The following is a 15792-nucleotide window of genomic DNA, read 5'->3' on the forward strand; positions in this document are numbered from 1 at the left end:
AAATTAAACTGAAATGGATGAAGTACGCTAGATTTCCAACTTCTTAAAGCAGTCAGAGATCTCAGCAAACTTAATTTTTCTTAAAAAATCAATTTGTATTATGGTTAAACTACCAGGGTTTCAAGTGTTAGCCCAAATATATGAAAGTAGTAATTCTCTAGTTTACCGTGGTATCCGAGAAGCAGATCGTCAACCTGCGATCTTAAAACTGCTGAAAGAAGACTATCCAACCCCTGCAGAACTGGTGCGCTACCGACAGGAATATGAAATCACTCGCTATTTGAATTTAGAGGGAGTGATTAAGTCTTACGACTTACAAAAGTATCAAAACACCTTAATCATATTATTAGAAGATTTTGGTGGTGACTCTTTAGATAAACTATTAGGAAAAAGCTTACTAACTGTCGAGGAATTTCTCAAATTAAGTATAAGAATTAGTGAAATTTTGGAGAAAATTCATCAAAGCAATATTATTCACAAAGATATTAATCCATCGAATATTGTTTTTAATTTTAAAACAGGAGAATTAAAAATAATAGATTTTGGCTTGTCTACTATCTTAACACGTGATAGCGCTGATATTCAAAATACCAATGCTTTAGAAGGAACCTTAGCTTATATTTCTCCCGAACAAACAGGTAGAATGAATCGTGCAATTGATTACCGAAGCGATTTTTATTCCTTAGGTGCTACCTTTTATGAAATGCTAACCAATCAATTGCCTTTTCCAACTGAGGATGCAATGGAATTGGTACATTGCCATATTGCCAAACAACCAGTACCAGTCCATGTTGTAAATCCACAAGTTCCTGTTGTAGTCTCAAACATTATTATGAGGCTCATGGCAAAAACAGCAGAAGAAAGATACCAAAGTGCTTATGGTATTCAAGCTGATTTAGAAGTTTGCCTCCATCAATTACAACATCAACAGAATATAATTGATTTTGATTTATGCAGTCAGGATATTTCCGATAAATTTCAAATCTCCCAAAAATTATATGGGAGAGAAGAACAAATCAAGACTTTATTAACCGCTTTTGAGCGAGTTAGCCTGGGGCAAAAAGAATTTATGCTAGTTTCCGGTTACTCTGGGATTGGAAAATCAGCATTAGTACAAGAAATTTACAAACCAATAACTAAGTATAAAGGTTATTTTATTTCTGGAAAATTTGACCAACTTCATGGCAATATTCCTTATAGTTCTGTGGTTAATGCATTCACTCAATTAGTCAGAAAATTGCTTGCAGAAACTGAGACCCAATTACAACAGTGGCGAGATAAACTCCTTAGAAGTCTGGGGAGTAATGCACGGGTCATTGTTGATGTGATTCCGGAAATTGAACTCATTATTGGTGAACAACCTGCATTGCCAGAATTAGCTCCTACAGAAGCTCAAAACCGCTTTCATTTGGTTTTTCAAAATTTTTTAGGAGTGTTTTGTCAAAAAGAACATCCCTTGGTAATTTTTTTAGATGATTTACAGTGGGCAGATTTAGCTACTTTAAAATTAATCCAGTCAATGATGACAGATAAAGAGAATAAATATCTGTTTTTAATTGGAGCGTATCGGGACAATGAAGTCAGTACAACTCATCCTTTAATAAGGACTTTATCAGAAATACAAACCGCTGAAGTCTGTGTAAGTTCTGTCTTTTTGTCACCTTTAGATTTAAATCATATCAATCAATTAATTGCTGAAACGCTCAACATGGCTTGTGAGAAGACAAAGCCCTTAGCAGAATTAGTACTGGAAAAAACTCAAGGTAATCCTTTCTTTCTAAATGAGTTTCTCAAATCTCTATACACAGAAGGGCTGTTATATTTTAATTTTTCAGTACGGAAGTGGCAATGGGATATTCAGCAAATTCGAGCGAGAGATATTACTGGTAATGTCGTGGAACTGATGGCTAACAAAATTCAAAAACTACCAGAAAACACACAAAAAATTTTAAAATTAGCTGCTTGTATTGGCAACTATTTCGATTTAAATACTTTGTCAATAGCAGATAAAAATTTAACAAAAGAAACGGGGCAACATCTACGATCGGCGATAGAAGATGGTTTAGTTATACCCCTGAATTATGATTATAAATTTCTGCAAATAGACTGTAGCTTAGATAACTTAAGCATTGCTTGCAGATTTGTACACGATCGCGTCCAACAAGCTGCCTATTCTCTCATTTCAGATAATGATAAGCCATACATTCATCTACAAATCGGGCAAGTGCTACTTAATAATACACCATTAAAACAGCAAGAAGAGAAAATTTTTGATATTGTGAATCAATTGAATTTAGGTAGCAAGTTGTTAGATAATCAAGAACAACGAGATGAATTAGCAAAATTCAATTTAATAGCCGGTCAGAAAGCAAAAGCATCAGCTGCTTTTCAGGCTGCGTTTACTTATTTGACATATGGCTTAGAACTATTAGCACCAGATAGATGGCAAAAACAGTACAAAATGACATTAGATTTGTACGCAGAAGCCGCAGAAACTGCTTACTTAAGCGGTCATTTTGAGGAAATGGAAGAATTAAGTGCTACCGTGCTGCAATATGCTGAAGTTTTATTGGATAAAGTCAAAGCTTATGAAGTTAAAATCGCCGCTTACACAGCACAAGGGAAGCTAATAGAAGCGATCGATATTGGTATAACTATTCTCAACCTCCTAGGAATGCGCTTACCAAGAAAAGCTACTCAAGTTCATATTATGTTTTCTTTATTGGAAACAAAATTTGTTTTGCTGGGTAAACGAGTAGAGGATTTAATTGATTTGCCACCCATGACGGCTTCTGACAAGAAAGCTGCTATTTCTATTTTTTGCAAACTTTTTGCTACTGCTTATATTGCAGCCTCAAATTTATTAATAATTTTTATTTTAAAAGCAATTATTTTATTAGTAAAATATGGCAATGTTGAAATATCCGCTTATATATATGCTTGTTACGGTACCATTCTATGTGGAGCTTTAGGAGACATTGATACAGGGTATCGTTTTGGTGAATTATCTTTAAAATTGTTGGATTTATATAATGCCCGTCAGGTTAAATCGAGTGTATTCTTATCTGTTTATAGTTTTATTAAACCTTGGCGAGAACACGGTAAGCGTTCATTAGAACCTTTAAAGGAGGGCTATATTAGCGGGATAGAGAATGGAAATTTTGAATATGCTGCTTATTGCGCTAAAATGTACTCCAATTATTGCTGTTTTCTCGGTCAAGAATTAGCTGTCACTGAACGAGAAATTTACTACTATACTAATGCTATTAAAAAATACAAGCAAGAACGGAGCGTTGATAATATCAATATTCAACGACAAATGGCTTTAAATCTACTAGGTCAGTCTGAAAATCCCTGCTATTTAATCGGTGAAAGTTACAATGAATTAGAAAGTCTGGCTTTAGCTATTGAAGCAAGAGACTATAGCAAAGCCTTTGATGTCTTTAGCCATAAGTTAGTATTGAATTACTTGTTCGGAGAATACGAACAAGCTATAAACAGTGCCATGATGGCAGAAAAATATTTAGAGGGAGGATTGGGAGCACTAGCTGTTCCTACAATCTATTTTTATGATTCTTTAGCTCGATTGGCTGTTTATCCTTATAGGGATAAAAAACAAAAACATCTTTTGCATCAAAGGATCAAAGCCAATTATAAAAAATTGCAAAAATGGGCGAAATATGCGCCAATGAATATTTTACATAAGTTATCTTTACTAGAAGCAGAATGGCACAGAGTGCAAGGTCAAGACTGCAAGGCAATGAACTCTTACGAACAAGCTATTACCTTAGCTAGAAAAAATGAATATCTTAATGAAGAAGCACTTTGTTATGAATTAGCAGCTAAGTTTTACCTTACACAAGGCAAAGAAAAAATCGCTCAAGTTTATATGCAGGATGCTCGTTACTGCTATTTATGCTGGGGTGCATTGGCAAAAGTTCAAGATTTAGATAACCACTATTTAGATTTATTGAAAAAACCGTTTTGGGACAGGCGATCGCAAAGCTATGAACTGAGAGTATCTACACCACGAGCCATTTCAGAAAGAAATCATTCCTCCAGCCTGGATTTGGCTACAATTATGAAAGCATCTCAAACTCTTTCTGAAGAAATTGTTTTGGAGAAATTATTGGCTAAGTTGATGCAGACTGTCATCAAAAATGCCGGAGCGCAAAAAGGATTGTTAATTTTGGAAAATCAAGTTCATTGGCTAGTTCAAGTTGTAGAGAACTTAGATTGCACTCCAGTTGTCTTGCAGTCAATTGCACTAGAAAATTGCGGAATCATTCCTCTATCTATTATTAATTATGTCAATCGTACTAAAGAAAATATAGTTTTACACGACGCAACTTGTGAAGGTCAATTTACTTCAGATCCTTATATAAATAACTATAAACCGCAATCCGTTTTATGTGCTCCACTCATTCATCAAGGCAGACTGACGAGTATAGTTTATTTGGAAAATAATCTCACCCCTGGTGCTTTTACTTCCGAACGATTGGAAATTGTTAAATTGCTCTGTTCCCAAGCCGCTATTTCTATCGAAAATGCCCAACTCTATGCAGAAAAAGAGAAATACGCATATACCCTAGAACACAAAGTGGCAGAACGGACACGTGAATTGGAAAAAGCCAATCAAGAGTTGCAGCGCCTCGCTTTATTAGATGGTTTAACTCAAGTTGCTAACCGCCGCCGCTTTAATGAATGCTTATCTCAAGAATGGAATCGCCTGTCAAGGGAAAAACAACCTTTGTCTTTGATTTTGTGCGATGTAGATTACTTCAAACGTTATAACGATTTCTACGGACATCAAAAAGGCGATGAATGTTTGCAACAAGTGGCAAAAGCTATGACTTATGCTGTCAGGCGTCCCGCCGATCTCGTAGCGCGTTACGGTGGGGAAGAGTTTGCAGTCATTCTTCCCAACACCGATCTTGAGGGTGCTCTCAAAGTTGCTGAAGCGCTAAGGATAGAAATTCAAAATCTCAAAATACCTCACGCCCAGTCAGAAGTAAGCCCTTGCGTTAGTTTAAGCCTGGGAGTCACCTGCATGATTCCAGCACCGACATTTTCTCTAGAAGAATTGATAGCTAAAGCTGATGAAGCCCTTTATGCTGCTAAACAGCGAGGAAGAAATTGTGCTTGTGCGAAATAGCGCCTCCAAGAAACTGGATTTTTTAAGAGCTTGGGGGACTCAAGAACCCCAAGAAATTTTTTCTCCAAATCCATCACAAAATTTGCCCCTCCTATGGCAATCTGAGAAGCAGAGTCTTTTTAAATTTGATACCCTCGCTACAAAAATCACTTCTATTAACTTATGCAAACCTTGCCAATACTTACAGAGTCCAACACAGTTCCGAGTCAACCCACCTTTGATACCACGATAAAACGGCGCAAAACCCGCCCTGTAAAAGTTGGCAATGTCACCATTGGCGGTGGTCACCCAGTTGTCGTGCAGTCAATGATTAACGAAGATACTCTAGATATAGATGGTTCTGTGGCTGCGATTCGTCGCCTGCATGAAATTGGCTGTGAAATCGTGCGCGTAACTGTCCCGAGCATAGCTCACGCTAAAGCGCTGTCTGAGATTAAACAAAAGTTAATCAAAACATACCAAGATGTACCGATTGTTGCGGACGTACATCATAATGGGATGAAGATTGCCCTGGAAGTTGCCCAACATATAGAGAAGGTACGCATTAATCCAGGTTTGTATGTTTTTGAAAAACCAAACCCCAACAGAACCGAGTACACCCCTACGGAATTTGACGAAATCGGAGAAAAAATCCGTGAAACTCTAGCACCACTGGTAATTTCTCTCCGCGATCAAAACAAAGCCATGAGAATTGGGGTGAATCACGGTTCTTTGGCTGAGAGAATGTTGTTTACCTATGGCGATACTCCTGAAGGTATGGTGCAATCAGCCATAGAATTTATACGCATTTGTGAATCTTTAGATTTTCATAACATTGTTATTTCCATGAAAGCCTCACGCGTACCAGTCATGGTAGCCGCTTACCGTCTCATGGCAAAGCGGATGGATGAACTGGGTATGGATTACCCCCTTCATTTAGGTGTCACGGAAGCAGGAGATGGGGAATACGGACGCATTAAATCGACAGCTGGCATTGCGACACTTTTAGCTGATGGTATTGGCGATACAATTCGTGTATCCCTCACAGAAGCACCAGAAAAAGAAATTCCTGTCTGCTATAGTATTTTGCAAGCTCTGGGATTGCGGAAGACTATGGTGGAGTACGTCGCTTGTCCTTCTTGCGGGCGTACACTGTTTAATTTGGAAGAAGTGCTCCATCAAGTGCGGGAAGCAACCAAACATCTCACCGGGTTAGACATAGCAGTTATGGGCTGTATTGTCAATGGACCCGGAGAAATGGCTGATGCTGACTACGGTTATGTCGGTAAAACACCCGGTTATATTTCTCTCTATAGAGGGAGAGAAGAAATCAAGAAAGTTCCTGAAGATAAAGGAGTAGAAGAATTGATTAACTTAATAAAGGCTGATGGACGCTGGGTAGATCCTTAAAGTTTTCAACAATTTTTGTACTGGCGATCGCCTCGGTCGCCGGATTGCAAAGGATTTTTCTGAAATAAACAATTATGTTCACTCTGTACAGAGGAACCCTGTGTTAGATTGAGCATACTGAAATATACAAAATTTTCCGTCTGGCGCAGCTGTCATTATGGTGATTACAAGAAGTGGGCTTGTTTTGGGAGCTACGGCGGTGACATTAGCTACAATCGCAGTCACTAGCCTCGGCATTCACTCGCAGGGACAGGCTTTATTTAAAGAAAGTCCAAAAGAATTAGTAGATGAAGTTTGGCAAATTATTCAACGCCAATATGTAGACGGTACGTTCAATCAGGTAGATTGGCAAGCTGTTCGTAAGGAGTACTTAAACAAGTCATATACCAATAAGCAAGAAGCTTACAAGTCCATCCGGGAAATGCTCAAGAAGCTCGACGATCCATACACCCGGTTTATGGACCCAGAGGAATTCAAAAATATGCAGGTGGATACCTCTGGAGAACTGACAGGTATTGGTATCCAAATTGGTATGGATGAGAAAACCAAAAAACTGACTGTCATTGCTCCAATTGAAGATACACCAGCAGCTAAAGCAGGTATCTTAGCAAAAGACATTATTACCAAAATTAACGGCAAAAGTACAGAGGGCATGGATACCAATGAAGCCGTATCCTTGATCCGAGGCGAACCGGGAACAGCCGTCAATCTAACAGTTCTGCGGAATAACCAGCCAAAAGAGTTTAAAATTACACGGGCGAAAATTGAAATCCATCCTGTAGAAGCGAGTACTAAACAAACACCAGTGGGTAATGTTGGTTATATCCGTCTGAAGCAGTTCAGCGCCAACGCCGCTAAAGAAATGCAACAAGCAATCAGGACTTTAGAAAACAAACAAGTCGCTGGATATATTCTAGATTTGCGGAATAATCCTGGTGGTTTGCTCTTCTCAAGCGTAGAAATTGCTCGCATGTGGTTGAATAATGGCACAATCGTCTCTACTAAAGACCGCTATGCAGAAGTAGAACGAGAAACGGCTAACGGACGTGCTTTAACTAACAAACCATTGGTGATTTTGGTAGACAAAGGTTCAGCGAGTGCAAGTGAAATTCTTTCAGGCGCTTTGCAAGATAACAAGCGTGCTGTACTAGTTGGTAGTCAAACCTTTGGTAAAGGCTTGGTACAATCCGTTCGTCCTCTTGATGATGGCTCGGGAATTGCTGTCACGATCGCCAAGTATTTTACCCCCAGTGGAAAGGATATTAATAAGGCGGGGATTCATCCAGACGTAGTCGTGGATTTAAATGATAAACAGCGACAGGACTTGTGGCTTGGCGAACGTGAAAAAGTAGCAACTCTACAAGACCCTCAGTTTGCTAAAGCTGTGGAAGTGTTAGGTAAAGAAATTGCTCAGAAAGGGAATCCTCGAGCAGGAACGTGAGAATTATGAATTATGAATTATGAATTATGAAGTTTTCTCATTCATAATTCATAATTCATAATTTCTAGACTGGTTGACATTTCCCCGCTCGAATAAGTCCTACGCGACGAGCGATCGCTTCTCCTTGAGATTCAAACGGTCCCCATCGTTCGATAATTTCTAACTTGTTTTCTTCATTGGCTTGGCTACTGGGGAGTATTTCGCAATGACCCTCAGTACGCTTGACTATATACCAAGTCTGTGTATCTTGACTCATACTGGCTGGGAAAATTAGGTCAAATGAAAAATTATCCGGTCATTTTGTTCTTGCTTAAATTATCCCATCTTGTGGTTCTTTGCATCGTATCCGCAGATAAAACAAGGATGGGCAGTATACAAAGTACCACAAGAAGTCAATTTTGAGACATTTTTATTGGGAAGTCTTCTATTGCTGGTTGTGAGCTAACGGGAGCTTAATGATGAAAGTTGCTCCTTGTCCAATACCGGGACTCGAGACTTGTATTGTTCCATTGTGTAACTCTATTAAATGACGGGCGATCGCTAACCCCAACCCCAAACCATCTCTGTAACGAGCGCCTTTGGCTTGTTGGTAGCGCTCGAACACGTAAGGGAGAAAATCCTCACTAATACCGCAACCCGTATCGCTTATTGTAATATGAGCGAAACTATCAACCCGCTCCAATTGCATTTTTATTCTGCCTCCATTAGGAGTAAATTTAATAGCATTAGAAAGTAAATTGCCTAAAACTTGCTGTAAGCGCTTGGGATCGCCTGAAATAGTCTCAATGGAATTGTCAAGTATTGATTCCAAACATAAAGTTTTATCGTAAGCGAGGGGGTAAGCAGTTTCCAGGGCGGCTTGAATGACATCCACCAAATTGACTTCACTCACTTGAAGTTTCAATTGCCCTTGAATAATACGCGTGATATCCTGCAAATCTTCGAGCAATTTTTCTTGAAACTTAGCACTCTGCTCGATAGATTCCAACCCACGCGCAAACGCAGCTTCATCTAACTTCAGATTACGCAACAGATGAGTCCAACCCAAAATGCCATTTAAGGGAGTTCGTAAGTCGTGCGTTACCATTGCCACAAACTCATCTTTTGCACGGTTAGCGGCTTCAGCCTGCTCGAGAAGTGTCGCTTGTTGGATAGCAATTCCTACCTGAGTTGCCAATTGCTTTAGTAAATCAATTTCAAATTGATGCCACTGTCGGGGCGCTTCACAGTGATGGGCAATCAGCAACCCCCACAATTGCTCTTTTTGAAGCACGGGAACGACCAAGTTAGCCCTAACTTGAAACCGCGCTAGTAGCTCTACATGACACGGGTCAATTCCTGAGTTATAGATATCCGTTTTTGCAACCACCAGTCCCAGACGATAGGGTTCGACCCAGCTATCTCGAAAACAGGGATCGAAAATGTTAGTTGATACAATTGAAGGCCAGTTGGAACTGACAGATTCCATAACTACAGTACCACTACCGTCAGGTTCCAAACGAAAAAGAAGCACGCGATCGGTTTGAAGAAACTGGCGCACTTCATCGACAGTTGTCTTGAAAATTTCTTCAAGCTTGAGAGATTGGCGAATGTGTTGGGCAATCTTTGTGACGAGTTGTTCCCTTAACAACTGCTGTTTCAGCGCAACTTCTGCCCGTTTGTGTCTGGTAATATCAAGTGCTGTACCTAAAATCTGCTGCACCGAACCTTGAGAATTCCTTTTAAATACAGTTTCTTGACTGCAAAACCATCGCCATTCCCCGTTGGCATGGCGCATTCGATACTCAAATTCTACAATCTTGCCATCTTCAACTAAGTCAAAATCTTGAAAGTGTTTGGAGACTCGAAGCAAATCCTCAGGGTGCATCAACTCCTCAAGCACTCTGGCTCCCATGGCTTGAAGTTGTTGGGGCGTGTAACCAAGAACTTCAGTCGTTTGACGATTGATATAAATATTGTTCTGTTCCACAATATCTTGAATATATAAAATACCAGGAGTTGTATTCGTAATCTCTTGAAGCAACTTCTGGCTTTCCCGTAACCGGGTATATTCCATAGCATCATTTAAGGCAAACAGTAAATCCTTCGCAGTCATTTGCTCCTTTACCAAATAATTCCACACACCCCTGTTCATCGCTTGAATAACAATCGATGCATTTCCCCGTCCAGCAAGCACGATCGCTGGTGGAACGTTTCCTTGTGTCTGTTGTTTGAGTTGTGCTAAAAATTCCAGCCCGTTCATGTCAGGCAACATATAGTTGACTAAGATGGTATCGGGATTGAACTGCTGACACAACATCAATCCTCCTGTTCCTGATTCTTCTTCCAAAATCTTGTAGCCGCAATCACGGTCTTGTAGCAAATAACGACGATAAACCTCCCTATCTTCCGCACAATCATCAATAATCAAAACTGTTCTTTGTTCCATAATTGTAGTTTTTGTTACTTTCTTACCTAATTACGCAAATGGAACGCTGCTATAATTACTACCATAAAGTACTCTACAGATTTAAGCACCAGAAATTGTTTGTTTTCCAATCCTTTCCCCAAACTTTCTGAATGTTAAACTTTTACCAATAATTTTACTTTCTTCAACAAACTGGCAAATAACTTCAAAAGCTGACAAATTAGGAAAATTTTGCCATGAGCCAAACGAGAAGCTCCATGTTCGTCAGGTTCTTCTAGAATTGCCTCAAACTGTTGCCAGTTCATATTATGAAATAGCATTCTCTTTTCTGGCAGAACACTTAATTGTCGTAATTGAAGCGTTACCATTAATACACTGTAAAATTTAAGATTAAAGTTAGGATCGGCTAGTACAAGCTTATCTTAGCAGTTAAAAAAGGTTCTGCTATATACTGAAATAGGTTATAACAATAGTTATTCTTTATGAGAGTAACAGGGATCTTTCAAAAGCCGTATGTGGAGATGGAGAGAAAATGGCGACTAGATTAAAGAAAGCCCAGTATCTCTAGACTTGGTCGTTTATGCTCTTTTAAATGAAACCTCACCTGAAGGTTATAGTTCAAAGCTTTCCAGTTTTTACACCGAATTATCCGCGCCGAGGTAGCCCCTAAATTCTATTTATGGGGGCTAGGCGCGGGCGACTTTAGTCGCAGTCAAGTTTCTTTTTGGTTTTGAATATACATTTTGATACTGTCTAAAGTCGCACCTCCTACAGTGGATACAAAGTACGAATTAGTCCATAACGAGGGCAGTCGGCTTTTTAATTCTGGAAATTCCAAACGCAAATATCTAGATGTTGCCCCTTTAAATCTCTTCACTACTCGGTGTACTCCAAACTGAGGGTCAACATCTATCAATAAATGCACATGGTCGGGCATTATCTCCATTTCTAATATTTCAACTTTAATGTCAATAGCTATTTGAGCGAGTAATTCTTTAAGTCTGGATGCAACAGCATTAACCAGCACTTTCCGCCTGTACTTGGGGCAGAAAATCACATGATATTTGCACGAGTAAACAATATTATTGCTTGATTTAAATTTTTCAGTCATTTTCCGAAATAGTAGTTTACTATATTGTATCTATATGATAGAGTAAAGATAACTAATAAACAACGCTCGGGAGGTGATTTAATTTGGCAGTAAGAACATCTAGTTTCGTTACAGAAATACCATTGATAACGACATCTAAAGACTTGAGCGTTCTCGCAGCCAGATTAGAGGCAGGGCGACAGTTGTATAATGCTGTTTTATCTGAAGGTTTAGCCAGACTAGAATTAGTACGTAATTCTGAAATATATCAACAAGCTAAACTCATCCCAAAATCCAACAAAAAAGAACGTTCCACAGCGTTTCAAAAAGCTCGTGAAGCTTACAGGTTTAGCGATTACGATTTACAAGCTTTCGCTAATAAAACAGCCATTGCAAGTATTTGGATTAAATCGCACCTTGATGCTAATACTATTCAGAAGATAGCTACCAGAGCATTTAAGGCTGTAGAGCGAATGATGTACGGGTTAGCTAAAAAGGTTCGGTTTAAGCAGAAAGGACAGTTTGCTTCATTAGAAGGTAAAACCAATAAACAGGGTATTCGTTGGACTGGTAACGCTGTTGAATGGTCTACATTGAAGTTAAAAGCCATCATTACTAACGACCCTGTAATATTGCATGGTTTATCATCAAAGATTAAATATGTTCGCTTAGTGCGTCGCATTCTTAATCAAAAAAATTATTGGTTTGCTCAATTAGTTTGTGAGGGACTACCTTATCAAAAGCCTAAAAATATTATTAGTGATGGTACTATTGGTATTGACTTAGGCGTTTCAACTGTTGCAATTGTTGGGGACAAAAAAACTATCTGGACTTCTTTTGCAGACGAACTAGAATCAAAGCAAAAGAAGATTAGAAAGTTACAGCGCAAAATGGATAGGCAACGCCGCGCCAATAATCCTAATAATTTCAACAGTAACGGTACTGTCAAGAAAGGTTCAAAACGTTGGCATAAATCAAACAGATATAAAAAGAAGAATAACAAAAAACGTGAAACAGAACGTAAACAAGCAGCGCATCGTCAGTCTTTACATGGTAGGTTAGTCAACCAAACTTTAGCCATCGGTAAACATATCAAAATCGAGAAGGTATCCGTCAAGGCATGGCAGAAAAATTATGGTAAATCCATAGGGTTTAAATCCCCATCAAGCTTTCAATCAGAACTAGTACGCAAAGCTGAGAATGCTGGTGGAACAGTTCTAATGTTTTCGACAAGGTATACCGCACTTTCTCAAACTTGTTTGTGTGGTAACAAACAGAAAAAATCATTATCGCAACGTGTTCATCATTGCTCAGTCTGTGGGTTAACGATGCAACGTGATATTTTATCTGCTTACCTGAGTCGTCACGTTGACCCAAAAACAGAAACTTTGTCAATCCAATCAGCCAGAGATAGCTGGCTAGGGATGGAGAAATCCCTACTGGACGGTTGGCAAGATGGGTCAAATCAACGTGCGAGAACTGCGACTAGTTCAAAGTCACCTATTAGCAATAATGGGTCAGAGCGCGTGTTCAGTAACCTAATAGCTTGCGAGGAGTCGGAACCTTTGAGGGTAAACGAAACTCGCGTAGTGAGTTAGAACCCCCTGCATTTATGCATGGGGTATCTCAGGAACGCGGACTTAATAAAAAGTCCACGTAGGTGGACTTTGTTTGTATAGCCCCAGAATTCTATTCTGAGGGCATTTTGCCAAAACGAGATGCTCTCCTTCAAATTTATCAATAACGAAGTTTTTTATCGGAAGTGTCTTGACATAAATGCAATACTGTTCAATGAATTGGAGAAAATAATCTTTAGATTTATTAGATATATTAAAGACGCGCCATGGCGCGTCTCTATAAAAGCTGTTACCAGGCACTTTTGTCCTCTTCAAAGAGCGTTGCCTGTTTATTGACTAATCTTTGAAAAAAATAAGGAGACGCAGAAATTTTTCTATTCTATCTGCGTCCATTTGCATGAAGGGTGCGGTCAGATATTATTTACCATTTCCTCCATGACCATTACTATTTGTAAGAATGCGCTCGGCTAACTTATCAGGAACCTCCTGAAGATGGTCAAACTCCCAATGAAAAGAACCAACACCAAGAGTCAGCGATCGCAATTCCACAATAAAGTTTTGCATCTCAGCCTGCGGTAAGTATGCCACCACACTATCCCAACCGTGCCAATTGCTAATCCCCTCATAGCCCAAAATCTGACCCCGTCTACCAGTCACGAGTTGCAAGACTTTAGCAGTAAATTCATTAGGAGTCTTAACCTCCACACGAACAATAGGTTCTAAGAGAGTCGGTTCGCACTTAGGTATTCCTGTTTGCATAGCAAGACGAGCCGCTTGCTTAAACGCTTGTTCGGAACTATCAACAGTATGATAAGAACCATTTGTCAAAGTCACTGATACATCCACCATAGGGAAACCCAAAGGACCGTGTGATAAAAACTCACGTACCCCAATTTCCACGCCAGGGATATATTGTTTGGGAACAACACCACCAACAATGGTTTCCTTAAAGTTAAAACCTTCGCCCCGTGCTAGTGGTTGGATATCCAGATAAACATCCCCAAACTGTCCGTGACCGCCACTTTGGTGTTTGTAGCGACCGTGTACCGATGTAGCAGGTTTGCGGATTGTTTCTTTGTAAGGCACTTGCGGTAAGTGCGTGGTCATCGGTAAATTATACTTACGGCGCAACCGATCTAAGGCAACTTGCAAATGAATTTCGCCTTGACCCCAAAGAATAACTTCATGGGTATCGCCATGCTGTTCCCAAGCTAGAGAACAATCTTCTTCTAAAAGTTTAGTAATTGCACTGCTCAGCTTTACTTCATCATTGCGCTTTTCAGGAGTAATAGCGAGGGCATAAACTGGTTCGAGGAGATCGGCTCTAGGTAATGCTGTTACGGATTGCGATTCGCAAGAAATAGTATCGCCCGTCTTAATACCCTCCAAACGGCTGATAGCTATAATCTCACCTGCACTAGCTTCATTTACCTGCACCTGCTGTTGTCCCATAAGGCGATAAAGACCACCAGCACGAACGCCATTCAGTACGATTCCGTCAGTTAATTTACCCTGCCAAACCCGTGTTAAGGATATTTTACCGCCTTGGGGAGTGTAGTAAGTTTTGAGAACCTGCGCTATGGGAGACTGACTCGATTGACCCTTTAAGCGACGTTCTGCTGTAACTTCCGGTTCGGGGGCTTCCTTAACTAAAGCTTGTAAAAGCGGGCGCACGCCATAATCTTGTTCTGCAACGCCAAAGAAAACGGGAACGACTAAATCTGCTCCTAATTCCAGTTTTAGGTCTTTGAGTATTTCTTCTTGAGGCGGTTCGATGTCTTCTAAAAGTTCTTCTAGTAAATGGTCATCAAAATTGGCTAGGGCTTCGAGCATTTCTGCTCGTGCAATATGTTCTTCCTCTTTCAGTTCTTCCGGGAATGGAATGGGGTCTGCTGGAGCACCGGGATGGTATTTGTACGCTTCTTCACTTACTAAATCAATAAAGCCAATCAGTTCTTCCCCCTGCATGATGGGATATTGATGTGCTACTAGGGGACGACTGGAAACGGCTTTAAGAGAGTGTAGCGTGTCTAGAACGTTAATATTTGCCCGATCCATTTTGTTAACAAAGACGATATGGGGAATTTCCCAATCGTCAAGAAATTTAAACAGTGGTGCAAGAGTTAAGACTCGGTCTGTGATGGGTTCGCAAACAACAATTGCTGCATCTACTCCCATTAAAGCGTTGTAAGTTTCTTGAGCAAATTCTACACTTCCAGGACAGTCTACAAATGTGAAACGAATATCGCTATACTCAGTGCAAGCAGTGCTAACTTCCACACTCATTTGCCGATCGCGTGATTCAGCAGCACTATCTCCTACAGTGTTGCCATCCTTAACGCTGCCCTTGCGCGAAATTGCCCCTGTCACAAACAACAAACTTTCCAGCAACGTAGTTTTTCCACTTAAATATGGACCAACAATTGCCACATTCCGCGAACCCGATTTGACTTTTTCGTTCATAAATCCTCCCTAGCAGCTAATGGTTTCTAGCCGCGTTATTCTAAGTAATTAAGGGTTCAAAAGTCGTTTCTTCAAAAGATTATGCGGTCTTTAATTTGAGATTATCTCCTCTTTAAGAGGCTTGGATTAAAATCGTATTCTCTTGTAATCTTTTACAGAATAAAAGTTAAGTGTTACAAACAATAATGTATTAAATTAAACTTATATGAATCAAGCTGTTTGAAGACCAAAAATTGTAAAGTAAATGTAACAAAAGTGTTGAGAAAAAGA

Annotated in this window: 9 protein-coding genes; 4 read left to right on the forward strand and 5 right to left on the reverse strand. The window is 39.7% G+C overall.

The window, feature by feature from the left end; genetic code table 11:
• The first annotated feature begins 100 nt into the window (after nt 1-100).
• The 3 genes from HC643_RS21115 (at nt 101) to ctpC (ending at nt 7985) form a co-directional block, all read left to right on the forward strand.
• Complete coding sequence (locus HC643_RS21115) at nt 101-5155, forward strand: diguanylate cyclase domain-containing protein (RefSeq protein ID WP_167844726.1); 5055 nt, start codon at nt 101-103, stop codon at nt 5153-5155.
• A 162-nt stretch (nt 5156-5317) separates the two neighbouring features.
• Nucleotides 5318-6544, forward strand: a complete 1227-nt coding sequence (gene ispG / locus HC643_RS21120; protein ID WP_038074479.1) for a (E)-4-hydroxy-3-methylbut-2-enyl-diphosphate synthase — start codon at nt 5318-5320, stop codon at nt 6542-6544.
• A 157-nt stretch (nt 6545-6701) separates the two neighbouring features.
• Nucleotides 6702-7985, forward strand: coding sequence for a carboxyl-terminal processing protease CtpC (gene ctpC / locus HC643_RS21125; RefSeq protein ID WP_038074480.1), 1284 nt, complete (start codon nt 6702-6704; stop codon nt 7983-7985).
• Between the two features lie 64 nt (nt 7986-8049).
• Here ctpC and HC643_RS21130 read toward each other — a convergent pair whose 3' ends face one another.
• From HC643_RS21130 to tnpA, 4 genes are all read right to left on the reverse strand, one after another.
• On the reverse strand, nt 8050-8241 hold the full coding sequence (locus tag HC643_RS21130; RefSeq protein ID WP_038074481.1) for a hypothetical protein: 192 nt from the start codon (nt 8239-8241) through the stop codon (nt 8050-8052).
• Between the two features lie 168 nt (nt 8242-8409).
• Nucleotides 8410-10413 (reverse strand): hybrid sensor histidine kinase/response regulator, encoded by a 2004-nt coding sequence (locus tag HC643_RS21135; RefSeq protein ID WP_038074482.1) that lies wholly within the window; start codon nt 10411-10413, stop codon nt 8410-8412.
• Nucleotides 10414-10547: 134 nt separating this feature from the next.
• Nucleotides 10548-10760: a hypothetical protein gene (locus HC643_RS21140; protein ID WP_137986132.1), complete on the reverse strand. Its 213-nt coding sequence runs from the start codon at nt 10758-10760 to the stop codon at nt 10548-10550.
• Between the two features lie 344 nt (nt 10761-11104).
• Nucleotides 11105-11503: an IS200/IS605 family transposase gene (gene tnpA / locus HC643_RS21145; RefSeq protein ID WP_038087267.1), complete on the reverse strand. Its 399-nt coding sequence runs from the start codon at nt 11501-11503 to the stop codon at nt 11105-11107.
• A gap of 83 nt (nt 11504-11586) precedes the next feature.
• Here tnpA and HC643_RS21150 point away from each other — a divergent pair, with 83 nt between their 5' ends.
• Nucleotides 11587-13080 (forward strand): RNA-guided endonuclease InsQ/TnpB family protein, encoded by a 1494-nt coding sequence (locus tag HC643_RS21150; RefSeq protein WP_038072491.1) that lies wholly within the window; start codon nt 11587-11589, stop codon nt 13078-13080.
• Between the two features lie 396 nt (nt 13081-13476).
• Here HC643_RS21150 and HC643_RS21155 read toward each other — a convergent pair whose 3' ends face one another.
• Complete coding sequence (locus tag HC643_RS21155; protein ID WP_038091331.1) at nt 13477-15522, reverse strand: elongation factor G; 2046 nt, start codon at nt 15520-15522, stop codon at nt 13477-13479.
• Nucleotides 15523-15792 lie beyond the last annotated feature (270 nt).

It is taken from the genome of Tolypothrix bouteillei VB521301, from assembly GCF_000760695.4.
Taxonomy (GTDB): domain Bacteria; phylum Cyanobacteriota; class Cyanobacteriia; order Cyanobacteriales; family Nostocaceae; genus Scytonema; species Scytonema bouteillei_A.